Raw genomic sequence first — 24,933 nt, forward strand, 5'->3', positions numbered from 1 at the left:
CGCATGCCCCTCACCTCTCCGCGTAGCGGGGAGGGGGACCGCCGGCGAAGCCGGGGGTGGAGGGGTCAGCGCCCCCACCCGCGCCGTTTTCCTAGCGGTGCGGGCCTTGGGTCACTATTGTCCCCCCGAGATTCACTGTGAAGGATGCAGGAATGCGTCGTGTCGTTGTCACCGGCCTTGGACTTCTGACCCCGCTGGGCTGGGGTGTGGAACACAGCTGGAAGGGGATCGTCGAGGGACGTTCCGGCATCGGGCCGATCACCAACTTCGACACTGAGGGCTACGGCTGCACCATCGCCGGCGAGATTCCGTCCGTCGACGGCCGGGGCGGCGGCGCGCCGGACCAGCCGGGCGTCTTCGACCATGAAAAGGTCATGTCGGCCAAGGACCGCAAGCGCGTCGACGACTTCATCGTCTACGCCATCGCCGCCGCCGACGAGGCCCTGGCCGACGCTGACTGGAAGCCTGAGACGGACGAGCAGAAGGAACGCACCGGCGTCATGGTCGGCTCGGGAATCGGCGGCCTCGGCCCTATCGCCGAGACGGCCATCGTCCTGAAGGAACAGGGTCCGCGTCGTGTCAGCCCCTTCTTCATCCCGATGTCGCTGATTAACCTGACCTCGGGCCAGATCTCGATCCGCCACGGCCTGAAGGGCCCGAACCATTCGGTGGTCACCGCCTGCGCCACCGGCGCCCACGCCATCGGCGACGCGGCCCGCATGATCGCGCTGGACGACGCAGACGTCATGGTCTGCGGCGGGGCCGAGAGCTCCATCGTGCCGATCGGCATCGCCGGCTTCCTCGCCTGCAAGGCCCTGTGCACCGCCTTCAACGACACGCCCGAGAAGGCCAGCCGCCCTTATGACAAGGACCACGCCGGTTTCGTCATGGGCGAGGGCGCCGGCATCATGGTGCTCGAGGAGTACGAACACGCCAAGGCCCGCGGCGCGAAGATCTACGCCGAGGTCGTCGGCTACGGCATGAGCGGCGACGCCTGGCACATCACTGCCCCGTCCGAGGACGGCGAGGGCGGCCTGCGGGCCATGAAGGCGGCGCTGAAGCGCGCGGGCCTGCAGCCTTCGGACCTCGACTACGTCAATGCCCACGGCACCTCCACCATGGCCGACTGGATCGAGCTGAAGGCCATCGAGGGCCTGGTCGGCGATCATGCGAAGGACCTCGCGGTGTCCTCGACCAAGTCGATGACTGGCCACCTGCTGGGCGCGGCCGGCGCGATCGAGAGCATCTTCTCGGTCCTCGCCATCCGCGACCAGATCGCGCCGCCGACCATCAATCTGGACAATCCGGAGATGGAGACGCCGATCGATCTGGTCCCGCACAAGGGCAAGCCGATGAAGATCGACGTCGCCATGTCCAACAGCTTCGGCTTCGGCGGCACCAACGCCAGCGTCATCTTCAGGAAGGTGGACTGAGTGTTCCGTCGGTCGGTCGAAAAGCCCTCGCCGGGGCGCAAGACGGCGTTTCTTGCAGCTACGGCGACGTTCAGCGTCTTCCTGATCGCGGCCCTGATCGCCGCCTGGAGCGTCTTCTACGCTCCCGGGCCGCAGGCGAGGGAAGGCGATGCGACCATCGTCACCCTGCCCAGCGGAGCCGGCGTCAGCGCCATCGCCGCCAATCTGAAGGCGGCGGGCGTTATCCGCTCGACCGACATGTTCAAGGCCGCCGCCACCCTGACCGGCGCCGACCGCCGCCTGCGCGCCGGCGAATACGAGGTGCCGTCGGGCGCCTCCCTGCGCTCGGTCATCGTCCTGCTGGTCGACGGCAAGGTGGTCCGCCACTACGTCACCCTGCCGGAAGGCTGGTCCTCGGCCCAGGCCGTCGACATCCTGATGCGCCAGCCCCTGCTGACTGGTCCGGTAGACGAGACGCCCGAGGAAGGCAGCCTCTGGCCAGAGACCTATGAGATTTCACGTGGCGAGACCCGCGCCTCGGTCATCGGCCGCATGCGTCGCGCCCGTGATGAGAACCTCGAACGACTGTGGGCGACCCGTGGCCCGAACAGCGTGGTGCGTACCCGCGATGAGGCGGTGATCCTCGCCTCCATCGTCGAGAAGGAAACCGGCATCGCCGCCGAGCGTCCGCGCGTGGCCGCCGTCTTCTCCAACCGCCTGCGCTCCGGCATGCGGCTCGAGAGCGACCCGACCATCGTCTATGGCATCACCCAAGGGCGTCCGCTGGGCCGCGGCCTGCGCCGGTCGGAGATCGACCGCCACACCGACTGGAACACCTACCAGATCGACGGCCTGCCCCCGACGCCGATCGCCAACCCCGGCCGCGAAGCCATCGCGGCAGTTCTGAACCCGCCGGTCAGCGACGAGATATTCTTCGTCGCCGACGGCACCGGCGGCCACGTCTTCGCCCGGACCTATGCGGAGCATCTGGCCAACGTCGCCCGCTGGCGGGCCATCGAGCGCCAGCGCGCCGGCCTGCCTCCTGACCCGGCCGCCGCGGCGGCTGCCGCAGCCGCGGCCGCACCGGCTGTCGATTCCGAAACCGGTCTGCCGGCGGGGATTGAGGTGCCTCCTGGCGCCCAGGTCATCCGCGTGCCGCAAGCCGGCGCCCCGGCGCCCGCAGCCCCGGCGGCCGCCCAATGAGCAAGACCAGCATCTCGGGCATGACCGGCTTCGGCCGGGCCGACGGCGCGTCGGACGGCTGGACCTGGTCGATCGAGGCCCGCTCGGTCAACGGCCGCAATCTGGAGGTCCGCTTCCGCGGCCCGCCGGGCTTCGACAATCTCGAACGCCTCGGCAAGGCTTCGGGCCAGAGCCGCCTGAACCGCGGTCAGGTCACTTTGGGCGTTCAGGCCAGGCGCGCCGAGGCCGGCGCCGCGGCGCTGAAGGTCAACGAGGACGTACTGGCCCGTTATCTCCAACTCGCCAACCAGCTGGCGGAGGAGGGCGCGACCCCGCCGTCCGCCGACGGACTTCTCGGTCTGCGCGGCGTGCTCGAAGCGCCGGAGGAAGACGAGGACATCGAGGCGAAGGCCGCCATCGAGGCCGCCATCGCCGCCTCCATCGACGAGGCCATCGATGCGCTGAAGGCGTCGCGCTTACGCGAGGGCCAGCAACTCCTGCCCGTGATCACCGGCTTCATCGACCGTATCGAAGCGCTGGTCGCCGACGCCGAGAACGAGGCCGCGGCGCAGGTCGAGGCCATCCGCGAGCGCTTCACCCGCCGCATCACCGAACTGGCCCCCGATGCGCCGGGGTTGGAGGACCGCATCTTCCTCGAGGCCGCGGCCTTGGCCACCAAGGCAGACGTGCGCGAGGAACTGGACCGCCTGACGGCCCACGTCGCCTCGGCCCGAACCCTGTTGCAGCAACCCCCCGCCGGACGGAAACTCGACTTCCTGATGCAGGAATTCATGAGGGAGGCGAACACCCTCTGCTCAAAATCGGCTACCACGCCGCTCACCGGAATCGGCCTTGAGCTCAAGGCCGTCATCGAACAGCTCCGCGAGCAGGTCCAGAATGTCGAATGAACGCACGCCCCGTCGGGGCGTCCTCCTGATCGTCGCCAGCCCCTCGGGCGCCGGCAAGACGTCGCTCTGCCGCCGCCTGATGGCGGATCACAAGGGGCTGGAGCTGTCGGTGTCGATGACCACGCGCGGCATCCGCCCGGGCGAGGTCGCGGATCGGGACTATCACTTCGTCGACGACGCCGAGTTCCAGCGCCTGATCGACGCCGACGCTTTCCTCGAATGGGCCGACGTCCATGGCGCCCGCTACGGCAGCCCCCGCGCGCCCATCGACCGGGCGCTGGCCGAGGGCCGCGACGTCCTGTTCGACATCGACTGGCAGGGCGCCCGCGACATCGCGGAGAAATGCCCGGAGGACGCCGTTCGCGTCTTCATCCTGCCGCCCAGCCTCGAGGAACTGCGCCGCCGCCTGGTGACCCGCTCGCAGGACGCCGAAGAGGTCATCGAGCGCCGGATCAAGAACGCCAAGGGCGAGATCGAGCACTGCGGCCAGTTCGACTACGTCTTCGTCAACGACGACTTCGACCGCTCCTACGCCGAGCTGGCGCACATCTACCACGCCGAACGCAGCAAGCGCCGGCGCAACACCTGGGTCGGGGCCTACAAGACGGCGCTGCTGAACGAGGCGGTCTGAGGCGGATCAGTCCGCGAAATTCGCCGCACGTTTCTGCAGATTGGCCATCACCGCCTCCGTCTGGTTGGGGGTGGCGATCAGGGCGGCCTGTTCAACGCTTTCGGCCAGCAGGATCGGACCCGCGCCCTCGTCGCGCGCCAGATTGGCCAGCCGCTTGGCCCCGCGCACGGCGTCCGGATTGCGGGCGGCGATCTCCCGGGCCAGCGTCAGGGCCTCGGCGCGGGGATCGTCAGCCAGTCGGGTGACAAAGCCCAGCTCCACCGCCTCTTCGCCGGTAAACTCGCGAGCGGTGTAGATCAGCTCGCGCAGCACATCGTCGCGCACCAGCCCGCGCCACAGCGCGAAGCCGGCCATGTCGGGAACCAGGCCCCACTTCATCTCCATGACGGACAGTCGCGTGTCGGCCCGCGCGATCCGGATGTCGGCGCCGGAGAAGACCTGCAGCCCGCCGCCGAACACCATGCCGTGCCCTGCGGCGATCACCGGAACCGGCAGCGTGCGCCAGCCCCAGGCGGTCTGCTGGAACAGATTGGCCAGGTCGTGGGTACGGCTGACGATGTCCAGACCCGCCCCGGCCAGCCCGGCCATCGTCTCCATGTCCAGCCCTGCGCAGAAGCCGCGTCCCTCGCCCGACAGCACCACGGCCCGCAGGCCCGGCTGGGCCGCCAGCTTCGCGGGCGCCTCGCCCAAGGCCTCCAGCATCGGCATGTCCAGCGCATTCAGCTTGTCAGGGCGGCTCAGGCGGACGTCTGCGACGCCGTCCCGGAACTCGATGCTCAGGCGCTTGGTCATGGCTCTCCCCTCGGACAGGATCCCGGTGTTACCCGGCTTCCCGCGCGTAAGGGAAGGCGTGCGAGGAGGGGGCTGTCCGCGCGGTCAGGCCTTCTTGCGCCGCATCAGGGTGGGGCCATCGGTCGCCGGCTCTGCTGGCGGCGTCTCGCCCGCCGAAGCCCGTGCCAGTCGCAGGAAGCCGTTCAGGTCGATGACCTCCGCGCGATCTTCCGGATCGATCCCGGCGCGTTCGCACAGCTCGGCCCCGCCCAACTGCTTCAGGCTCGACCGCAGCATCTTGCGCCGCTGCCCGAACGCCGCGGCGGTCACCCGCTCCAGATGCTTCAGCATCTGCGCCGACGGCCGCTCGGCCTTCGGGACCAGATGCACGACGGCCGAGGCCACCTTGGGCGGCGGCGTGAAGGCGGCGGCCGGCAGGTGCATCATCAGCTTGGCCTCGCACACCGCCTGCGAAATCACCGCCAGCCGGCCGTAGGCGTCATCGCCCGGCCGGGCCACGACCCGCTCGGCGACTTCCTTCTGGAACATCAGCGTCAGGCTGTGCGGCAGCCACGGCCCGGTCAGCCATTTGATCAGCAGCGCCGTTCCGACATTGTACGGCAGGTTGGACACCAGATGGGTGGGGCCCTCGGTCAGTTCAGCCTCGCGCACTTTCAGCGCATCGGCCTCCACGATCGTCAGCCGGCCCGAGCCGTCGTCCAGCTCCGTGAGCAGGGGGATGAACCGCGGATCCTTCTCGACCAGCACCACCTTGCCGGCATCGCTCTCCAGCAGCGCCCGTGTCAGCCCGCCGGGGCCGGGACCAACCTCTATCACTGCACGTCCCTCGAACGGGCCGGCGAAGCGGACGATCTTCCGGGTCACGTTCAGGTCCAGCAGGAAATGCTGGCCGAAGCTCTTCTTCGCCGCCAGGCCGTGGGCGTCGAGATGTTCGCGAAGGGTCAGGTCGGAGGTCACTGGCGGCTTCTAGCGCGCCGCTCGCGCCGCCGCCATCTGTCCCGCAAGCCGGATGGCCGCGATCAGGCTGTCCGGTCGCGCCATACCCTTGCCGGCGATGTCGAAGCCGGTGCCGTGATCGGGCGAGGTGCGGACGATCGGCAGGCCCAGCGTGGCGTTCACCCCGCCCCAGAAGTCCAGCGTCTTCACCGGGATCAGGGCCTGATCGTGGTACAGGCAGATGGCCGCATCGTAGGTCGCGCGGGCCTCGTCGTGGAACATCGTGTCGGCGGGGAGGGGATCGGTGATCCGGATGCCTTCGCCGCGCAGCCGGGCGACAGCGGGGCCCAGCACCTCGATCTCCTCAAGCCCGATGGAGCCACTTTCGCCGGCATGGGGGTTCAACCCTGCCAAGGCGAGGCGCGGCTGGGCGATGCCGAAGTCGCGCCTCATCGCCTCGTGCACCACACGCGCCGTCCGCGTGACCCGCTCCTCGGTGACGAGTTGCGGCACCTCAGCCAGAGGCGAGTGAATCGTGACCAGACAGGCCCGCAGATCGCGCGCGGTCAGCATCATTACCGGTCCGCGGGTATCGGCGAACTGAATATCGGCTGTCAGTTCGGCGATGAACTCGGTGTGTCCCGAGAAGCGGAAACCCGCGGCGTAGAGCGGGGCCTTGGCGATCGGGGCGGTGACCACGCCCGACGCATCTCCCGCCACGGCGAGGCTGACCGCCTGTTCGATCCAATCGGCCACGACGCCGGCGTTCCGGAGCGAGGGCGTGCCGGCGGTGACGGCGTCCGGCAGTGGATGGTCGAGGACCGGAATGGCCCGTGCGAAGACCTCGGCCGCCATGTCGATAGACGGGATCGCCTGCACCGGCTGGCCCTGCCTGCGCATCAGCGCAGCGTCGCCGACGACGGCGAATACGGGCCATTCCGCCTTCAGGGCGGACCAGGCCGCAGCGATGATCTCCGGTCCCACGCCCGCCGGTTCGCCCATGGACAGGGCCAGCGGGGCAGGGACGGGCATCACTTCATCTCGATCAGGGCGTCCTCGCGCAGGTCGCGCATGTAGCGACGGCCCAGGTTGGCGAGGTTCTGGCGGAACAGCTGGCCTTCGATCTGACGGGCGTCAGGCGCTTCCGAGCCGCCGACGCGGCGTCCGCAGACCGCCAGCAGATGCAGGCCAAGCGGCGTGCGGACGGGCGAACTGATCGAGCCGATCTCGGCCGAGCGCGCGACCTGCTGGAACTGCGGCGCCAGGTTCTGGACGTCGGACTCGCCGAGGTCGGCGCCGAGGAGGCCGGCTTCCGAAGTCGCGCGGGCCTGAAGGTTGTCGCAAGTCAGCTGCGGGCGGATCGCCTCGAGGCGTTGGGTCGCGGCCGCCACTTCGGCGTCCGTCGCCGTCTCCGGCACCTCGATCATCACCTGCTTCATCGACACGAGGTTGGCCGACGATCCGTCACGCTTGTCACGCATGTAGACGATGTAGACGCCGCCCTGAACGGGGATCGGACGCGAAAGCTGGCCGACCTCCAGCTGGTCGAGCGCCTGCTGAAGCGCGGGCTGGATGCTGCCTTCGACGACCCAGCCGGCATCGCCGCCACGGACCGCCGACGGCGCCGACGAGAACTGCTGCGCCACGTTCTGGAACGGCGCGCCCTGAACCATCTGGGCGACAAGCTGGTTGGCGCCGTTGAGAGCTGCCTGCTGGCCGCCGACGCGGCTGGCGTCGATGTAGATCTCGCCGATCAGATACTGCTTCTTCGTCGCGGCTTCCGACGCCTGACGAAGGGCTGCGTCGACGGCCGAGCGCGTGACCCGGGCGCGGCTCTGGAAGCGCCCGCCGACCAGCTGGCTCCAGCCGATCGAGGTGCGAAGCTGTTCGCGGAACGTCGCCGGGCGAATGCCGCCCTGGGCGAGGAAGGCGAGATAGTTCTCTGCCGTGGTGCCGACCTCCCGCGCCATCTGGGCGATTTCCTGGTCGAGCTCCTCGTCGGTCACCTTCAGCTCGGTGAAGCGCGCCATCTCCTGATTCTGGAGACGCTCGTCGATCAGGGCGTTCAGGGCCTGTTGCTGGATCGCGGGAAGGTTTTCGGCCGTCGGCTGAACCTGCGTCATGGCGATCAGCAGCAGCATGCGCTGACGCAGGTCGAACCCGGTGATGACGCTGTCATTGACCGTAGCCAGGATTCCGTCGGCCATCTGGAACTCGGGCGCCTGGACCGGGGCTGCGACCGGAGCTTCTTCAGAGGCGGGATTCAGCGTTCCGGCAGCGGCCGGCTGTTGGCCCGGAGCCGTCTGGGCCACGGCCGAACCAGCCACGAGGGCGGCCATGGCCACACCGGTCAAGTAACGTTGAAAACGCATGTCAGTCCTGATTCCTCAAGCGGCGCGATCTGGTCAGACCCGGCCGCGCAGTTCCCCCCGCGCAGGTCGAGTCGCGCGTCAGAAACGCCTGTCGCCCTGTCCATACCCTGTACCGCCGAAAGTGGCGAGGTTTAGGCGCACATAGATGCCTTCCGATGGTCCGCTGGGCCGCACGACCGTGTTGTCGCGGCGCCACCCGATCTCGAAGCGGAAACAGTCGTCATCAAACAGCAGCCCCACCTCGGAGCGCGTGATCAGGTCGCGTTCGAAGTCCATGACGCCCGAGCCGGCCACGCCCCAGTTGCCCACCAGGAACTGCTGCCCCGACAACTGCATGAACTCGTAGTTCCGGTTGTTCGGCCCTGCCAGAGGGTTCGAGCGGTCGACGACATAGCTCATCGTCGCCGCATTCCGACGGCCCCATCGACCGTCTACGGCGACTTCGCCACGGCGCACATCGCCCGATGAATCGATCGTCGCGTGCCCCCAACCCCGAATCCGTTCCGACGGGGAGAAAGAGGCCTGAACCACCCAGTCCGAGGCATCGGAAGCCAGACCCGTAGGGTCGTAGAGCTGCGTTGGCGCGTCAGGAATGGGGATCAGGTAGGCATCCTCGTCGGAGTCGCGCAGGCTGCGGCCGACGAACAGGCTCGCCTGACGACCTTCGTCCCAACGCAAGGTCGCCCGTGCGCCGGCGGTGATGCGCAAGCCGCCTTCGAGCAGATCGTATCCGGGGAAGCGGTCGATGCGGAACAGTGAGCTTTCGTCGAGTTCCAGCGTCTGGCTGTCCTCGTTCGGAATCCGGACGTCGAGGTCGGGATCCGTCGAGATCGAGAGTTGCGCCATGGGTTCGAGGATCAGGTCGGCGCCGCCGTTGATCCGACGGATCAGCGGGTAGCTGACATCGATACCGGCCGTCGCGCGGGTTCGGCTGATAGCGTCATCCTCGAGTCCCATGGCGGGAGGCAGGTCGCCGACGGAGTAGAAGTCGGCGCGCAGATCGACGAAGGGCTCCCAGCGGATGCCCATCGGAGCGATCATGGCTCGGCGCCATTCCGCCTGGGTGGAGACCCGCCGGCTGTCGACGCCGGGCAGGCCGAGGGTCGACCCGGGAGGCACCACGACCGGGCGAAGGACCGGGCTGCCCAGGTAGTCGTCGCGATAGAGCGCGGCGGCAGAGCCCCGAAGACGCAGACGTCCGCCCATAACCGGGCCATCGGGCTCCCAGCGGGCTTCGATCAGAGGGGCGACGAACGGGAGTTCGCCGTCATTCTCGAAGATGTTCAGCGCCGGCGTAACCGTGCTGAACTCTCTGATCCGCAGGCTCTGCATGGTGAAGGCCGCGACCGAGACATAGGATCGCGCCGTCTGGCGTTCCGCATAGATCTGACTGATCAGACGGCGTTGATCGCCGTAGTACAGACCGTTGTCCTGATACGGGTTCATGACGTCGTATCGGTCGAACAGCGTCTTGTCGGAGGTTCGTTCGGCAGTGAAGCCCCAGCGCCACGGGCCCTCGGGATCGAAGCGGCCATGCCCCAGGAAATAGCTGCGATTGGTGCGGTCGCCGAATTTGACGTTCTCGTCGACCGTGCCGTCGCCGTTGTTGTCGAAATTGCCGAAGTTCCGCTCGTAGGTATAGCCGCCGCGCAGCACGACCGTGCCGTCCGAGAAGCGCCGCCGCCATTGCAGGTTCAGGAACGGAGCGACATCGGTGTTGATCTGCGGACTGATCAGCCAATCTTCCGACGGCGAGATCACCTGCAGGTAAGGGACTTCCAGACTGAACCCACGACCTTCGTCATAGCTGGGGCGCGGGACCAGGAAGCCGCTCGCCCGTTCGACAGTCGGATCGGGATGCGCGAAGAACGGCAGGTAAAGGACCGGGAACCCGCCGACCTTGAACACGGCGTTCCGGTACAGAACCGCTCGCAGTTCCTCATCCTGCACGACCTTCTCGGCCTGGATGGAGATGCTGGGCGTCTTCGGATTGCCCTCGTCATCGCAGATGGGGCAGGGCGTGAAGAGCGCGTAGTTCAGCTCGTTGACGTTCTCGCTGCGTCGAACCGCTGTCGCCGCCATCAGGCTGGCGCCGTTCCGGAACCGCGTCGCGAAGTCGACCGCGACACCGGCGCGGAGATCCGAATCGAGCTCCAGCAGGCTTGCGAAGATCACATTGCCTTCGGGATCGGTGAACTCGACGTCGCGCTCGGCCGCGGCGACGCCCTGGCGCAGATCGTAGCTGACCTGGCCGGCTCTCAGTGTGGCTTCCCGGAAGCGGGCGATCACCCGCTCCGTTTCACCAGTCGCGGTGATCACGTCGCCTTCACGCGTGACGGCGTCAGATTCGATGTAGGCGCCGTCCTGCGGCAGACCGTCTGCGCCGGGAGCGGTGACAACCACTTCGGGCGTCGTCTGGGCCCACGCGGTCCCGGCTATCGCAGTCAGCGCGACTGAGGCCGCGCCGGCCAGAAGCCGGAGACGCAGGGCCGACGAAAGGGTCGCGCGGACGTCACGCTGCATTCAGTGTCACTCTGGAAAGGCGAACTACAGGGGGACGGTTCGCTTAGCCGTCCTCGGTATAGAACAGCAAGGTGAAGGCGGCGAGAGCTGTGAGCAGGGGAGGCAGCCATGCCGCCAGCCAGGGCGGAATGACCTCGGCCGAGCCGAAGGCCGACGCGGCCTGATTGACGAAGAAGAAGGCGAAGCCGAGCACCACGGCAGCGACACTCATTCGCGCCAGGTCGCCCAGACGCATGAGGCGCAGGGAAAAGGCGGCGGCGAGGATCGACATGGCCGCGAACATCAGAGGCATGGCCAGCAGTTGCTGTAGCCGCAGGCGGTAGGCGGTGCTGGAGAAGCCCGCAGCATCCACACGCGCGATCTGCGCCGGCAGGGCCCAGAACGAGGTCGCCTGCGGACGGGCGAAACGCTCGAAGGCTTCCTTGTCCGCCAGGCTGGAACGCAGGTCCAGCGTGGCATAGCGCACGGCGCGTTGGCCCAGTTGCGCGCCTACCGCGTCCACCAGCCTCCAGTGGCCCGCGCTCAACGTCGCCGACGCGGCGTCGATCCGTTCGGAGAATGTGCGAACGCCGGCTCCGTCATTCGAGTAGATGAAGAAGGTCACGCCGATGAGCCGGGCATTGGCGCGGTCCTGACGGTCGGCGCGGATCACCATCTGGCGGGTGTCGTCGCCTTCGCGAATCCAGATCGCCTCGGGTGAATCGGTGCTGATCGCCGAGTTAGTGAGACGGGCTCGCTCGCGTTGGAAAAGACCATCCGCGGCTGAAGCGGCCGGTCCAAGCGCGGCTACCGTCAGGATGCCGAACATGAAGGCCGCGCCGGCCGCCGGCAGAACGAAGCGCCATGCGGACAAGCCCGCTGCGCGCATGGCGATCAGTTCACTGCGACGGTTCAGGCTGACGAAGGCGCCGAGCGTGCCGAACAGGAAGACGAAAGGCAGCAGCTGAAGGATCACCTGAGGCGACTTCAGCAGCATCAGTCCGAGAATGCGCGCGCCGGACAGATCGACGTCGGAGCCCACGCCCCGTGAAATCTCCACGAAGTCGATCAGCATGATCAACGCCGAGATGACGCCGAGCGCGACCGCAAGAGATCGCGCCTGCGTCAGCAGCACATAGCGCTCGATTCGGCCGAGTCTGAGCCATGGAGCGGCGAGGGAGGTGCGGCGCTTCATGCCGTCCTCGCCCGACCGGGGGCGCTTCTGAACCAGGCGCGACGGCGGCGTGGTTTGAGGGCGCGGAACAGCAATCTCAGGGAAATCGCCGTCGCGGCGATCGGCAGCAGGTACTGGAGGATGTTCAGCCAGCCGTTCCACGCGCTGGCCGCGACGATCCCGTATCCGACGATCCGGACCAGCAGGAAGGCGCCTGCCGCCTTCGCGATCCGCAGGCTGTAGCCCGTGCGGCTGTAGGCCCCGCCCATGATCGCCGTGAGCGCCATGGCCATGGCGACGAGGGCGTAGAGGGGGGCTGACAATCGGGAGTGACCCTCGGCGGCCATCTCGCCGGCAGTGCCCACGCGCTCAAGGTCGCGTGGAGAGGGATTGAACAGCTGTGGGAGGTAGAGGTCGGAAGGCTTGTACCGGATCGAGTCCGTGACCTGCGCATACTGTCCCAGCGGGACGTCCTGACGGGCGAAGGACAGGTATTCCAGCACGCCGCGGCTGGAGTACCGCTGCCAGGAGCCGTTGATCAGAGTCACGACGGGCTCGCCGTCGATGCGGGAGAAACGAGCTTCCGCGGCATCCCAGGTGGTCACCTGATCTCCGTCGGGCTGGTAGATGAAGATGTTCTTCAGCAGGCCGTTCTGCTCGATCTGCTGGACATAGACCGTCAAACCTTCCGGCCCTTGGACGAAGCGGCCTTCCTCCACGAGCAGGGCGGCAAGGTCCGTGCGAACCGCGAAAGCTTCGGCGCGCGCCTGGCGCTGCGACCAAGGCTGGATGACGGTGGTGAACAGCAGAGTGACCAGCGCGCCGATGATGGCCAGCTTGATGGCCGGCCGGATCGCGGACCAGCGGGTGACGCCCGAAGCGAAAACCGCCGTCAGCTCCTGCTCGCGCTGCAGGCGGGTGAGGGCGATCAGGGCGCCGACGAACAGGCCGATGGGCAGGATCACGGCCAGCAGCTGCGGCACCGCCAGCAGGGTCAGCTTGACCATGACCCAGACGCTCTGGCCGCGCTCGACGATGATTTCCAGCTGGTCGAGGCTCTGGCTCAGGATGCCGATTCCGGCCAGCGCGGCGCACGCCCCGACGACGGGCTTGGCGATTTGCCGGAAAAGGTATCCTTGAATCAGGGTCATACGAGAAAGGAAATCGCCCGTTGCAGGCGGCGGCGAGGGAGCGCATCTAATACACACCCGATTGCGCCGGTGAAACCGCGCGTACCAATCCCTTACAAACGACCGGGGTCGCACCCCGGCGGGAGCAGTAAATGAAGATCGAGTTCGTCGCGTCAGCCGCCGCAGCGAAGGCTCTGGCCGTTCTGGTGCATGAAGGCCGTGTGCTGGCCGGTTCGGGCGGTCAGCTGGATGTCGCTTCGTCCGGTGCGCTGACCAGGGCCATGGGCGCCAGCCGCTTTACCGGCGGTTCGAACAGCACCCTGATCGTCGCTGCCCCGCATGGCGTGGACGCCAATGTGGTCGTGCTGACCGGCGCGGGCGCGTCGGACAGATTCGATGATCTGGCGCTCGAGGCCGCCGCCGGCGCCGCCTATCACGCCGTGAAGATGTCGGGCGCCAGCGTGCTGACCATCGACGCCGCGCACCTGACGGCTGATCAGGCTGCTCGCGCCGCCTTCGCCGCCCGCCTCGCCAGCTATCGCTTCCTGAAGTACCGGACCACGCTGAAGGCCGACAAGACGCCTTCGATCGAGACCATCCGCGTTGTCGCCGCCGATCCGAAATCCGCCGAGCACGCCTATGGCGCCTCGCATTCGGCTGTGGCCGAGGCCGTGGAGTTCGCCCGCGATCTCGTCGCCGAGCCGGCCAACGTCCTGTACCCGGCCGAGTACGCCAAACGCGTGAAGGGTCTGGAGAAGCTGGGCCTCGAGGTAGAGATCCTCGGCGAGAAGGAACTCGAGAAGCTGGGCTTCCGCACCCTGCTGGCCGTTGGTCAGGGCAGCGTGCGCGAGAGCCAGGTCGCCATCATGAAGTGGAACGGCGGCGCCAAGGGCGAACAGCCGATCGCCTTCGTCGGCAAGGGCGTCTGCTTCGACACCGGCGGCATCTCGATCAAGCCCGCCGAGGGCATGGAAGAGATGAAGTGGGATATGGGCGGTTCGGCCGCCGTCGTCGGCCTTATGCACGCGCTGGCCGGTCGGAAGGCCAAGGTGAACGCTGTCGGCGTCATCGGCCTGGTCGAGAACATGCCGGACGGCAACGCGACCCGCCCGGGCGACATCGTCGAATCCCTGTCGGGCCAGACGGTCGAAATCCTGAACACCGACGCCGAGGGCCGCCTCGTTCTGGCCGACTGCCTCTGGTACACCCAGGATCGCTTCAAACCGAAGTTCATGCTGGATCTGGCGACCCTGACCGGCGCGATGATCGTCTCGCTGGGTCTCGAATACGCCGGCGTCTTCTCGAACTCGGACGAGCTGGCGAACAACTTCCTCGCCGCCGGTCCGAAGGTGGGCGAGAACGCCTGGCGCATGCCGATCCCGGCCGCCTACGAGCGTCACATCGACAGCCCGATCGCCGACGTGAAGAACATGGGCAACGGCCGCGCCGGTGGTTCGATCACCGCCGCCCTGTTCCTGCAGCGCTTCACCAACGGCACGCCGTGGGCGCACATCGACATCGCGCCGACGGCGTGGGTCAAGGACAGCAAGAGCCCGACCGTGCCGGACGGCGCCGTCGGCTGGGGCGTCCGCACCCTCGACCGGATGGTCAAGGACTCCTACGAGGCCTGATGAGCACCGCGGCTGGCCCGGAGATCTGGTTCTACCACCTCGAGCGCTCAACGCTCGATCAGGTGCTTCCGGGCCTGCTGGAAAAGACGCGCGAGCGGGGCTGGCGGGCGCTGGTCCGGGCTTCGGACGCGCGTCTGCTGCATGACATCGACGAGCGGCTGTGGACCTACAGGGACGAAAGTTTCCTTGCCCACGGCCGCGCGTCTGATCCTCACGCAGAGCGTCAGCCCATACTGCTGACCGAATCGACAGAGAACCCGAACGCCGCTCAGGCGCTGTTCATCGTGGACGGCGCAGAGCTTGGCGATACGGAGAGCCTGGAACGATGCTTCATCATCTTCGACGGACGGGACGAGACCTCGCTTCAGGGGGCGCGAGCGCGCTGGAAGACGTTGAAGGACGGCGGAGCCAACCTCGCCTACTGGAAGCAGTCGCCCGAGGGGCGCTGGGAAAAGGCAGCCTGATCGCCTTGGCCGCGCTCGCGGCCTGCTCGACCCCTGCCTCCGATGCGCCCGCGCCGCGCGCGGTGGAAGAAGCCCAGATCAGCCGGCCGGTTGGCGATCGTAACCCGGCGAACCCGACCACTGACGTCTGTCGCGCCGGTGAGCTGCAATGGCTGGTCGGCAAGCCGAAGACCGATATTCCCGTGCCGGTCGATGTCGTGAATCGACGAGTGACCTGCACGACGTGCCCGGTGACCGAGGACTACTCGCCTTATCGCCTGAACATCTTCTTCAACGAACAGACCCAGATCGTCGAGCAGGTTCGCTGCGGCTGATCGCATCCAAGGAGAGACGTGCATGAAGACCCTGATTCTGAGCTTGGCCGTCGCCGGCCTTGTCGCGGCCTGCGCGCCCGTCGAGGGCGGCGATCCCGGCACGCCGCCTCCGGGCGGTGATGGCCCGTCGCAGTGCAAGGCGCCGCAGTACCAACGCTACGTCGGCCAGAACCGCAGCCAGTTGCCGACCAAGCCGGCCAATGAGACGTGGCGGGTGACCTGCACCACCTGCCCGGTGACCATGGACTACAACCCGCAGCGCCTGAACATCCTGTTCGACGAAGCCACGGGCATCATCCGCGAGGTCAAATGCGGCTGATCATTCTGATGGCCGGAACGCTGGCGATTGCCGCCTGCGCTCCGGTCGAGGCGCCCGCGCCGACGGATCGTCCGCAACCCTGCGATGCCGCGGCCGCTCGTTCCCTGATCGGCCAGAACGTGGCTGCGATCAGCTTCCCGGCGGACTCAAACGTGCGGGTCGTTTGCACCACCTGTCCGACGACGCGCGACCATCGGCCGGACCGGCTGAACGTCCGCTTCGTCGAGGCGACCGGCATCGTCGAAAGCGTCGACTGCGGCTGAGCCCTTGGCCCGCGCCGGCATCCGGGTCAGGATGCCGGCAGGGCAGGAGGGGACATCATGAAGCGCGTGGTTCTGATGGCTGGCGCGGCGCTGGCTGCTGTTGTGGCGGGGCCAGCCGCTGTGGCCGACGCGACCGCGGACAAGGCAACGCGCGACCTTATCGATCGGCCCCAGGTCTGCGGTCCGGCGGGCGATATCGAAACAGGCGCGCCGATCGCCTCCATGGTCATGGTGGACGGTTTCGGGACCGGCGGCTTCCCAATCGACACGGCGAATGCCGAGGCACAGGCCTGGTTCGACCACGGCGTGCGGCTGCGCTGGGCGTTCGAGCACTCCGAGTCTGTCCGGGCTTTCCGCAAGGCGCGACTGCTCGATCCGACCTGCGGGATGTGCGCTTGGGGCGAAGCCTGGGCCATGGGCCCAAACCTGAACGGCGGCGGCAATACGGATGAGGCGCAGAACGCCGCCCTGCGGGTGGCGCGCGAGGCCCGGCGGCTGGGGCGCGATGCGACGCCGTTGCAGAAGCAGATGATCGACGCGCTGATCCAGCGCTACTCCGGCAGCAAGGCCACGCGGTCGCGCCGTTTCGCCGAGCGGATGGACACGCTGCTGAACCGCAATCCAGACAATGTGGTGCTGGCGGCCATCACCGCTGACGCATGGATGTTAAAGGCCGACCGATGGTGGGATGACGAGGGCAAGGCGGCCGATCCCGGCATCACCCGCGCGATGGAAGTTCTGGAGCAGGCCTTGGTGTTGGCGCCGAACGACCCCGGCAATATTCACCTCTATATCCACCTGACCGAATGGTCGGATGATCCGCACAAGGCGATCCCCTACGGCGAGCGGCTGGCCGCGCTGGCGCCCGGCGCCAGCCATCTGGTGCACATGCCGTCGCACACCTTCTACCGGGTGGGCCGCTATCGCGATGCGATGATGTCCAACGTCAACGCCGTGGCGCTGGACCTGCGCTACGCCAGCCTCGCCAGCCCGCCGGGGGGTGTGAAGGCCATGCCGTTGCACGGCCACAACATCCATTTCGGCATGGGCGGCGCCCTGATGGCTGGCGGCTCGGAGGAGGGGCTGAAGCTGGCCGACTGGTTCCTGGCCACCTACCCGGATACGCCCGCGACCAATGTCTGGCGGCAGATCGTCACCAACAACGCCTACGCCATCTACGGCCGCTTCGGCTCGACCGCGCAGGTGGCGGCCCTGCGCGAGCCGCCCGAGACCCATCCGATGCTGCGGATCAGCTGGCGCTACGCCCGGGGGGAGGCCGCCGCCCGCGCCGGCGACGCCGCCGCCATCCGCGCCGAGGCCGAGGCGATCAAGTCCCTTCGCGAGAGCGACGCGTTCAAGGCAGGCCCGATGGCCAAGGAACGGGGCGACTTCACCGAGGTGCTGCAACGGGTGCTGGAAGGCCGTGCAGCCATGGTAGAAGGCAATGCAGGCGCTGCTGTCGCGGCCTTCACACGCGCTGCGGAGATTCAGGGGCAGCAGGAAGAGGGCGGCGACCCGCCCGCCCTGTGGTTCCCGACACGGCGAAGTCTTGCTGCCGCCCTGCTGATGAGCGGCGATGCGGCGGCGGCCAGGGACAAGATCGACGAGTTGCTCGAGGACTGGCCGAGCGATCCCTACAGCTACTTCGTTCTGGCCGAGGTCGAGGCGGTGTTGGGCAATGCGTCTGCGGCCGAGGCCGCCCGTCACAACGCCGCCGTCGAGTGGATCGGCGGCGCGATGGACCTGAAGCTGGCCTGACGGCAGGACGGATCGACCTAGCCCTTGGCCTCGCGAATGGCGCGGTCGATGTCGGACGGCTGAATGCTGGGGCTGGCCTTGCCGTTGATGAAGAAGGTCGGCGTGCCGGACAGGCTGAGGGCGGCTGCGGCGGTGTGGATGTCGCTGAGGTGGCGGGCGACGTCGGCGCTGGCCATGGCTTCCTGCGCTTGCGGCAGGGAGACGCCGTTCTCGGTCAGGATGCGGGCGATCGCGGCCTCATCCAGCGCCGGTTCGGCCATCATGGCGCGGAAGACCGGCAGGTATTTGCCCTGACGGTGGGCAGCCTGGGCGGCGCGGGCGGCCATGTGCGAAGCATCCTCGCCCGGGCGGTCGAGGATCGGCCAGTCCTTGAAGACGAAGCGCACGTCGGGGTGCGCCTGCATCAGGCGCAGGACTTCCGGCGCGGTCGCCTTGCAGCCGGGGCAGCGGAAATCGAAGAACTCGATAACCGTGACCTTGGCGTCGGCCGGCCCGAACGCCGGATCGCGGGCATCGACCGCAAGCAACTGCGGGTTGGCTGCCGCGCGCTGGTTCACAGCCGCTGTACGGTCGTTGTCCGCCTTGACCTGCAGCGCCGCGCTCATCTCCTGCAGCATCTCGGGATGCTCGAGCAGATATCGGCGAATCTGGGCATCGGACGCGCCGCCGGTGAACCACGGGACGACCGAGACAACGAGCGCGACCGCGGCAGCGGCCAGCGCAGCCTGGGCGACGCGCGGGCCTTCGAGGATGCCTTTGGCGCGCGCGGGTTCGGAGCCGGTTTCGGGCGTTTCGGTCATACGGGTCTCGATACGGAAGTCAGCTGGAAGCGGGGGCGGCGATGACCGGGCGATTGCGCTGGTTGCGGCGGTCGAGATCGTCCAGATCGTCTTGGGTGGCGCCTGACGCGAAGACGATGTCCATCGCGCGGGTCCACTCGGCGGAGCCGGGTTGCAGCATGTCGCGGGCTCGCAAGGCGAACTGTGTAGCCTGCTGGCGTGCGCCCAAGGCGAAATACATCTCGGCCGAGGCCAGACGCGCTTCGCCTTCCATACCCTTGCTGGCGTAGGCCTGGCTCAACAGACGCCAGCCCATGCTGTTCTCGCGCTCCAGCGCCGTGGCGCGCTTGAGCTGGTCGATGGCCTGATCCAGCCGGGCCGGTTCCTGCGTCTCGATGAGCGCGTGGGCCAGGTTGATGCGCAGCAACGGCGCCATCGGCAGGATTTCGACCGAGCGCTGGTGCGCCGCGATAGCGTCGCCGGGGCGGCCTTCCTCGAACAGGATCTGGCCCTTGAGCTCCCAGAAATACGGGTTCTCGGGCTGCTCGCCGAGAAGTTCATCGACCGCGGCCAGCGCGCGATCTGTCTGGCCGTCACGGTACCAGGCGATGGCGCGGGCATAGCGGCCGGGGAGGGAGACATCGGTCTCCGGATAGGTGCGCAGCGTCGTGTTCGGCGCGTCGAGGAAGGCGTGGATCTTGGCGCGTATCAGCGCGTGCTGGGCCATCCGCTCGGGGCTGTCGGTCTTGCCATAGTTGGATTGCTCGCTGACCAGCCGGCGAATGTTCTCTATCCGGGCCGAGGATAGCGGGTGGCTGCGGAAATACGGGTAGCGCCGGGCGTCCGAAAAGACCTCCTGCGAGCGGAAATTCTCGAAGAAGGTCAGCAGGCCCCGGCCGGACTCGCCTGCCCGTTCCAAGGCGCGAGCGCCCGTGCTGTCAGCCTCGCCTTCCTGGTGGGTCATGTAGCGCAGGGCGCTGAGCGTGCCGAAGTACTGGCTGTTGCCCAGCAGGACAGCGCCGGCATCGGGCGCGCCGGCGGCGATGGCCAGAGCGCCCAGCGCCATGGTCATCAGCATCGGCTGCATGCCAGCGTTCTGGGCGCCATCACGCAGGGTGTGGCGGTTCTTGATGTGGGCGCCTTCGTGCGCGATCACGCCCAGCAGTTCGTTCGGATTGCGCGTGCGCAGGATCAGGCCGGTGTTCAGACCCATGATCCGGCCGCGGGTCGCGAAGGCGTTCAGATCCGCCTCGTTTATCAGCAGGATCTCGACCTCGTCAGGATCCAGCCCCATGGCCGTAAAGACCGGAGCCGACCATTCGTGAATGATCGTCTCGATCTCGGTGTCGCGGACAGCGCTCTGGGCGGAGGCGGGCGAGGCGGCCGTCAGCGCGAGGCTGACGGCGCTGATGGCCCCCGCAATACGGACGGCGTTTCGAGACAGCCAGTTCAAGACGAACTCCTCAACCCCGGACGCCCCCGTCCTTGCCGATCCTCACAATCTAATCGCGGCCTTTCAGCGGCGCCACCATCCACGCTTGGGCTTTTCGGGCGGTGCGACGATCTGGTTCGGATCCTCGGCGATCATCGCGGCGACGTCGATCTCCGGCTCGGGAGCCGGGACGGCTTCCACGACCGGAGCCGGTTTCGGCTCCGGAGCGGGGGCGGCAGCGGCTTCGCGTTCGACAACGGCCTCAGCCGGAGTTACGTCGAGAAGCGCCGCTTCGCCGTCTGCCTCAGCCTCGTTCGACTCGACCGTCGAGACCGGAGCCTCGTCCGACGCTGTCGTGGCCGAGGCGGACGCCTTGCGACGCACGCGGCGACGCTTGGGCTCCTCGATCACGACCGGAGCCGCTTCGACTTCATCCTCGACCATCACGGCCATCGGCGTGTCGGGCGAGCCGTCCGGCGGCATGCCTTCGTTGGTGGCGCGGGTTTCGACCTTGACCTCGTGGGTCAGGCCGGCGTCCGAACCGCGATCCCGGCCACGGCCACGTCCGCGACGACGGCGCGAACGGCCGCCGCGCTCACCGCCAAGTTCGCCCTCGGGACGTTCACCGACGACCTCGTCGACATCGCTGTCCGAGGTGGCCGCAGAGGCTTCGGTGCGCGGGGCGCGTTCCGGATTGATCGGGTCGAACCAGACGTACGGATCGTCCAGCGACGGCGTGCGGCCGCGAACCCAGAAGAAGGCGTCACGATCGCCACCGTCCTCACGGACCCGGCGTCCGCCACGACGTCCGCGGCGGCGGCGGCGGCCGCCCTCGCCATCGTCCTCGTCATCCGAAGCGGCCTCGACCGGGCTTTCCTCGTCGCGACGACCGCCGCGGCGACGGCGGCGGCCACGTCCGCGGCCTTCGCTGTCGTGACGTTCCGAGCGCTCGCGGCCCTCGTCGTCGTCCGAATCCTCGCGGTCGAGATCTTCGGCGTCCTCGTCGTCGAAGATTTCCTCGTCGTCCTCTTCCTCATCGGCGAAGGCGCTGTCGTCGAAATCGTCGTCGAGGTCGATGAATGGCTCGGCGCCTTCCGGCGGGGTGAAGTCCTCGTTGGTCTCGGTGCGCTCGATGGTGCTTTCGCCCTGGCCGAGGGTGTCGTCGATCAGGATGACGACGTTCAGGCCGCGCTGGATCAGCAGGCTCTGCAGATAGTCGCGCTTGTGGTTCAGGATGTAGAGGGCGACCGCGGTGCAGACGCGCAGGTTCACCGAACCCGCGCCGTTTTTGCCGGCCTCGACGTCGACGGCGCGCAGGGTGACCAGCGCGGCGCTCTCGGCCGAGCGGACGCGGCCCGCACCCTGGCAGTGCGGGCAGACCTCGGTCGCGCCCTCGATCACGCCGAGGCGGCGGCGCTGACGGCTGATCTCCATCAGGCCGAAGCCCGAGATGCGGCCCATCTGGATGCGGGCGCGGTCCTTGGCCAGCGCGTCCTTCAGCGCCTTCTCGACGGCGCGGTTGTTCTTCGACTCCTCCATGTCGATGAAGTCGATGACGATCAGGCCGGCGAGGTCGCGCAGGCGCAGCTGGCGGGCGGCCTCGACGGCCGCTTCCATGTTCGTCTTGAAGGCCGTGGCCTCGACGTTCCGTTCCTTGGTGGCGCGGCCCGAGTTGACGTCGATGGCGACCAGCGCCTCGGTCTGGTTGATCACCAGGTAGCCGCCCGACTTCAGGGCGACGGTCGGCTGGTGGATCTGGCTGAGGGTTTCCTCGATGCCGTTCGATGCGAACAGCGGACGGGCGCCCTGGTACAGGTGAACCTTCTTCGACTGCGAGGGCATCAGCACCCGCATGAAGTCGCGCGCTTCCTTGAAGCCCTGCACGCCCTCGACCTGGATGCCGTCGAAGTCCTTGTCGAACATGTCGCGGACGGCGCGACGGACGAGGTTCTCCTCCTCATAGATCATCGCCGGCGCGTTGGAGCGCAGGGTGGTCTCGCGGATCGTTTCCCACAGGCGCAGCAGATACTCGTAGTCGCGCTTGATCTCGGCCTTGGTGCGCTTGGCGCCCGCGGTGCGGATGATCAGGCCCATGCCCTGCGGCACGGCCAGTGAGGCCGCGGCGGCCTTCAGGCGCTTGCGGTCCGTGGCCTGGGTGATCTTGCGGCTGATGCCGCCGCCCTTGCCGGTGTTCGGCATCAGGACGCAGTAGCGGCCGGCCAGCGACAGCCAGGTGGTCAGGGCCGCGCCCTTGCCGCCGCGCTCGTCCTTGACGACCTGAACCAGCAGGATCTGGCGACGCTTGATGACGTCCTGGATCTTGTAGCGGCGCATCAGGCGACGCTTCAGGCGCTCCTCGTCGGCGAGGCCGCCCTCGTGATCGCCGTCGTCGCTCTCACGGCCCAGATCATCGTGATCGTCGTCGTCCGAGTGCGCTTCCGCCATGATGGCTTCGCGGTCGGCGACCGGGATCTGGTAGTAGTCCGGGTGGATCTCGTTGAAGGCGAGGAAGCCGTGACGGTTGCCGCCGTACTCGACGAAGGCCGCCTGCAGGCTGGGCTCTACGCGGGTGACCTTGGCGAGATAGATGTTTCCGCGAAGCTGGCGCTTCGCGCGGGATTCAAAGTCGAATTCCTCGACCTGACGGCCCTCGACGATGGCGACGCGGGTTTCTTCCGCGTGCGCCGCATCGATCAACATGGTCTTTGACATCAAAAGTCTCTCTCTGGCGCGCTCTGGCCGGGCCGGTCAGCGCAAGGCTGACGGGCGGGGCGGCTCGCCGTAAAATGTGGAGGGGGGCGTCAGGCGCGATCCCGCCGTCGCGACGAGCTGCGTCGCGATCGTTCGGCGTCCATGCGGACGACAGGGAAAGGCCGGGGGTCACGCCCATTCGGTTCAGTCGGTCTCTGGGCCAGCCCGCGCCTCAGAAGGCGGCGTCACGGGCCCGTCTCTTCGAATCGTCAGCCCTTCGGCCGGCCGATCCTCGGATCAGTGAAAGCAGCGCCGCGAGGAGTGCGCGTCCCGGTTCCCGGCAAGCGGGAGGGCGCGATCGTTTCGCGAGCGCAACAAACATAGCTGTCGCGTTCGTGAATTAAAAGCCGCAACGGCCTTAACCCGTTGTCGACCACATTCGGCCATGGTGCGCCCAACCATAAGGTGGGTGTTCCGTCAGAATGAGCGGATTTGTGCGTAACCGACTGTCGCATTGGGGCATTCGCGAGTGGGCGATGACGGCCGTGGCCTTTGTCGTCTTCTGCGTGGCCGTGCTGGCGGCCGGTAGAGGGCTGGCCTCCGGCGCCATGGGCGAGGTGATGCGGGTCCGTTTCGGCGGCGATGCCGAGCGCACGCGGGTGGTGGTCGATCTGGACCGGACCTCGCGCGGGCAGGTGATCCGGTCGGGCGACGATGGCCGCGTGGTGCTGGCCCTGTCGGGCGTGCAGCCGCCGCGCGGCATGTCGGGGCAGGGGCTTGGCCTGGTCCGCGGCTACCGCGTCGCCGGTTCGGGCGCAGCCGCCCGGGTTGAACTGGACCTCGCCTCCAGCGCCGAGATCGAACGCCGCTTCATCCTGCCGCCCGGCGATGGCGTGACCCACTACCGCTATGTCGTGGACCTGAAGGCCACCGGCCGTGCCCCGACTGCATCCCGCCCTGCCAACCGCGCCGCACCGCCGCGCCCGGCCGAGCGTCCGCTGGTGGTGATCGACGCCGGCCACGGCGGCCGCGACCCCGGCGCCCGCGGCGCCCACGTCAACGAGAGCGAGATCACCCTGGCCGCGGCTTTGGCGCTGAAGCAGGAGCTGGAGCGCTCGGGCCGCTATCGCGTGCGTCTGGTCCGCGACAGCAACACCTATGTCGACCTGTACCGCCGCGTAGCCATCGCCCGTCAGGCCGGAGCCGACCTGTTCATCTCCCTGCACGCTGACGCCGGATCGGACCCGGCCACGCGCGGCGCCTCGGTCTACACCCTGTCGGAACAGGGCGCGGGCCGGGCGGTGCGCGAGTTCACGCGCGGCGAAAACTGGCACCGCAACCTGAACCTGCCGGGCCGCGACCCGTCGGTGGATCGCATCCTGCTGGACATGACCCAGCGCGCGACCCAGAACCGCTCGGCGGTGCTGGCCCGCACCCTGCTGACCGAGCTTGAGGGCTCGAACCATCCGATGCTGCGCCGCAGCCACCGCGACGCCGGCCTGGCCGTGCTGCTGGCCCCCGATGTGCCGGCGGTGCTGCTGGAGATGGGCTTCATCACCAATCCCGAGGACGAGCGCCTGCTCAACGATCCGCGCCAGCGCCGCCGCTTGATGCGCGCCGTCGCCGAGGGCATCGACCGCTATTTCCAGGCGCCGAACGGCGTGGTGCAGATGGCGGATGCGAACGGGGCCGGGCAGCCGTAGGCGATCACCTCCAGAGGCCTGTCAAACTGGCGGGGCGCGGTCGCGGCGGCTCCTCGATCCAGTCCTCGGTGACGATCACGCCCGGCGGCGGCTCCACGCCCTTTGCGATCAGGGACAGGGCGCCTCTCGCGAACTCGGCGGGGCCGGCTCCCCGTTTTCCTTCGGCGTACACAAGTCTCCAGGTTTCGGCGTGGACGTCCTGTTTCCACGCCTGAAACAGGAGATGGGCCACGACCCATTCCGCCTGCTCGGACGTGATGTACTCCGCCGGGGGCGGCGGGGGCGGGCGGCGAAGTCTGGGCAGGGTCATCAGGCTCTCTCTCCCTCGGGATGCCGAAATCATGCGGTCTCGCCCCGCCGCGACAACGCGGCAGGTCGGGAAGGCGGCGGAGCGTCCGGGCCTCGCCCGGAGCAGATGGAAAATACCGTTTCGACGAAGCTGGACGCCCCGCGTGAGGATTATCCGGGAGCTTGCGTCAGGTGGCGCTCTTAACGCCTTACCGCAGCGCCTCCGGCGGGCGGGACCTGCTTGCGACAGGC

22 protein-coding genes are annotated in these 24,933 nt (G+C 68.0%); 11 read left to right on the forward strand and 11 right to left on the reverse strand.

Annotated elements, in window-relative coordinates:
* The first annotated feature begins 152 nt into the window (after positions 1-152).
* Genes fabF through gmk form a run of 4 tightly spaced genes read left to right on the forward strand, consistent with a single transcriptional unit; the run spans position 153 to position 4,133 of the window.
* A complete protein-coding gene (fabF, locus tag ABDZ95_RS13425) occupies positions 153-1,433 on the forward strand; it encodes a beta-ketoacyl-ACP synthase II (protein WP_343794469.1) in 1,281 nt (426 codons plus the stop codon).
* Positions 1,434-2,615, forward strand: coding sequence for an endolytic transglycosylase MltG (gene mltG / locus ABDZ95_RS13430; RefSeq protein ID WP_343794470.1), 1,182 nt, complete (start codon positions 1,434-1,436; stop codon positions 2,613-2,615). It begins immediately after the preceding gene.
* A complete protein-coding gene (locus tag ABDZ95_RS13435) occupies positions 2,612-3,502 on the forward strand; it encodes a YicC/YloC family endoribonuclease (RefSeq protein WP_343794471.1) in 891 nt (296 codons plus the stop codon). Before mltG ends, ABDZ95_RS13435 begins: the two co-directional genes overlap by 4 nt.
* Positions 3,492-4,133, forward strand: coding sequence for a guanylate kinase (gmk, locus tag ABDZ95_RS13440; RefSeq protein ID WP_343794472.1), 642 nt, complete (start codon positions 3,492-3,494; stop codon positions 4,131-4,133). The genes ABDZ95_RS13435 and gmk overlap by 11 nt, the downstream gene beginning before the upstream one ends.
* Positions 4,134-4,139: 6 nt before the next feature.
* On the opposite strand, the gene ABDZ95_RS13445 is transcribed toward gmk, so the two are convergent.
* From ABDZ95_RS13445 to ABDZ95_RS13475, 7 genes are all read right to left on the reverse strand, one after another.
* Positions 4,140-4,925: a crotonase/enoyl-CoA hydratase family protein gene (locus tag ABDZ95_RS13445; RefSeq protein ID WP_343794473.1), complete on the reverse strand. Its 786-nt coding sequence runs from the start codon at positions 4,923-4,925 to the stop codon at positions 4,140-4,142.
* A gap of 84 nt (positions 4,926-5,009) precedes the next feature.
* Positions 5,010-5,882 (reverse strand): 16S rRNA (adenine(1518)-N(6)/adenine(1519)-N(6))-dimethyltransferase RsmA, encoded by an 873-nt coding sequence (gene rsmA / locus ABDZ95_RS13450; RefSeq protein ID WP_343794474.1) that lies wholly within the window; start codon positions 5,880-5,882, stop codon positions 5,010-5,012.
* A 9-nt stretch (positions 5,883-5,891) separates the two neighbouring features.
* The gene (gene pdxA, locus ABDZ95_RS13455; protein WP_343794475.1) at positions 5,892-6,893 is read right to left on the reverse strand and encodes a 4-hydroxythreonine-4-phosphate dehydrogenase PdxA; all 1,002 of its coding nucleotides are present in this window, start codon (positions 6,891-6,893) and stop codon (positions 5,892-5,894) included.
* Complete coding sequence (locus tag ABDZ95_RS13460; protein ID WP_343794477.1) at positions 6,893-8,233, reverse strand: peptidylprolyl isomerase; 1,341 nt, start codon at positions 8,231-8,233, stop codon at positions 6,893-6,895. Before ABDZ95_RS13460 ends, pdxA begins: the two co-directional genes overlap by 1 nt.
* A gap of 78 nt (positions 8,234-8,311) precedes the next feature.
* Positions 8,312-10,756: an LPS-assembly protein LptD gene (locus ABDZ95_RS13465; RefSeq protein ID WP_343794478.1), complete on the reverse strand. Its 2,445-nt coding sequence runs from the start codon at positions 10,754-10,756 to the stop codon at positions 8,312-8,314.
* Between the two features lie 43 nt (positions 10,757-10,799).
* Positions 10,800-11,930, reverse strand: coding sequence for an LPS export ABC transporter permease LptG (gene lptG, locus ABDZ95_RS13470; RefSeq protein ID WP_343794479.1), 1,131 nt, complete (start codon positions 11,928-11,930; stop codon positions 10,800-10,802).
* On the reverse strand, positions 11,927-13,060 hold the full coding sequence (locus tag ABDZ95_RS13475; protein ID WP_343794480.1) for an LptF/LptG family permease: 1,134 nt from the start codon (positions 13,058-13,060) through the stop codon (positions 11,927-11,929). The genes lptG and ABDZ95_RS13475 overlap by 4 nt, the downstream gene beginning before the upstream one ends.
* A gap of 131 nt (positions 13,061-13,191) precedes the next feature.
* On the opposite strand from ABDZ95_RS13475, the gene ABDZ95_RS13480 reads away from it, so the two are divergent.
* From ABDZ95_RS13480 to ABDZ95_RS13505, 6 genes are read left to right on the forward strand one after another with little or no spacing between them, the layout of a single operon-like run.
* Positions 13,192-14,670: a leucyl aminopeptidase gene (locus ABDZ95_RS13480; protein WP_343794481.1), complete on the forward strand. Its 1,479-nt coding sequence runs from the start codon at positions 13,192-13,194 to the stop codon at positions 14,668-14,670.
* Positions 14,670-15,134 carry a DNA polymerase III subunit chi gene (locus ABDZ95_RS13485; protein WP_343794482.1) on the forward strand — a complete coding sequence of 155 codons (465 nt, stop codon included), beginning with the start codon at positions 14,670-14,672 and terminating at the stop codon, positions 15,132-15,134. Before ABDZ95_RS13480 ends, ABDZ95_RS13485 begins: the two co-directional genes overlap by 1 nt.
* 5 nt (positions 15,135-15,139) lie before the next feature.
* Positions 15,140-15,448, forward strand: coding sequence for a hypothetical protein (locus tag ABDZ95_RS13490; RefSeq protein ID WP_343794483.1), 309 nt, complete (start codon positions 15,140-15,142; stop codon positions 15,446-15,448).
* Between the two features lie 22 nt (positions 15,449-15,470).
* Positions 15,471-15,767: an I78 family peptidase inhibitor gene (locus ABDZ95_RS13495; RefSeq protein WP_343794484.1), complete on the forward strand. Its 297-nt coding sequence runs from the start codon at positions 15,471-15,473 to the stop codon at positions 15,765-15,767.
* On the forward strand, positions 15,758-16,030 hold the full coding sequence (locus tag ABDZ95_RS13500) for a hemolysin (RefSeq protein WP_343794485.1): 273 nt from the start codon (positions 15,758-15,760) through the stop codon (positions 16,028-16,030). The genes ABDZ95_RS13495 and ABDZ95_RS13500 overlap by 10 nt, the downstream gene beginning before the upstream one ends.
* A gap of 57 nt (positions 16,031-16,087) precedes the next feature.
* Entirely contained in the window at positions 16,088-17,788 is a 1,701-nt protein-coding gene (locus tag ABDZ95_RS13505) for a tetratricopeptide repeat protein (protein WP_343794486.1), read from the forward strand.
* Between the two features lie 17 nt (positions 17,789-17,805).
* Here the strand turns inward: ABDZ95_RS13505 and ABDZ95_RS13510 are convergent, their stop codons facing one another.
* From ABDZ95_RS13510 to ABDZ95_RS13520, 3 genes are all read right to left on the reverse strand, one after another.
* A complete protein-coding gene (locus tag ABDZ95_RS13510) occupies positions 17,806-18,588 on the reverse strand; it encodes a DsbA family protein (RefSeq protein WP_343794487.1) in 783 nt (260 codons plus the stop codon).
* Positions 18,589-18,607: 19 nt separating this feature from the next.
* Positions 18,608-20,020 carry a M48 family metalloprotease gene (locus ABDZ95_RS13515; protein WP_343794488.1) on the reverse strand — a complete coding sequence of 471 codons (1,413 nt, stop codon included), beginning with the start codon at positions 20,018-20,020 and terminating at the stop codon, positions 18,608-18,610.
* 63 nt (positions 20,021-20,083) lie between these two features.
* Entirely contained in the window at positions 20,084-22,711 is a 2,628-nt protein-coding gene (locus tag ABDZ95_RS13520; RefSeq protein WP_343794489.1) for an Rne/Rng family ribonuclease, read from the reverse strand.
* A 515-nt stretch (positions 22,712-23,226) separates the two neighbouring features.
* Between ABDZ95_RS13520 and ABDZ95_RS13525 the strand changes: the two genes are divergently transcribed.
* A complete protein-coding gene (locus tag ABDZ95_RS13525; RefSeq protein ID WP_425543000.1) occupies positions 23,227-24,393 on the forward strand; it encodes an N-acetylmuramoyl-L-alanine amidase family protein in 1,167 nt (388 codons plus the stop codon).
* A 4-nt stretch (positions 24,394-24,397) separates the two neighbouring features.
* Here ABDZ95_RS13525 and ABDZ95_RS13530 read toward each other — a convergent pair whose 3' ends face one another.
* Positions 24,398-24,703, reverse strand: coding sequence for a hypothetical protein (locus ABDZ95_RS13530; protein WP_343794491.1), 306 nt, complete (start codon positions 24,701-24,703; stop codon positions 24,398-24,400).
* Positions 24,704-24,933 lie beyond the last annotated feature (230 nt).

The sequence above is a fragment of the Brevundimonas kwangchunensis genome (assembly GCF_039523815.1).
Taxonomy (GTDB): Bacteria; Pseudomonadota; Alphaproteobacteria; order Caulobacterales; family Caulobacteraceae; genus Brevundimonas; species Brevundimonas kwangchunensis.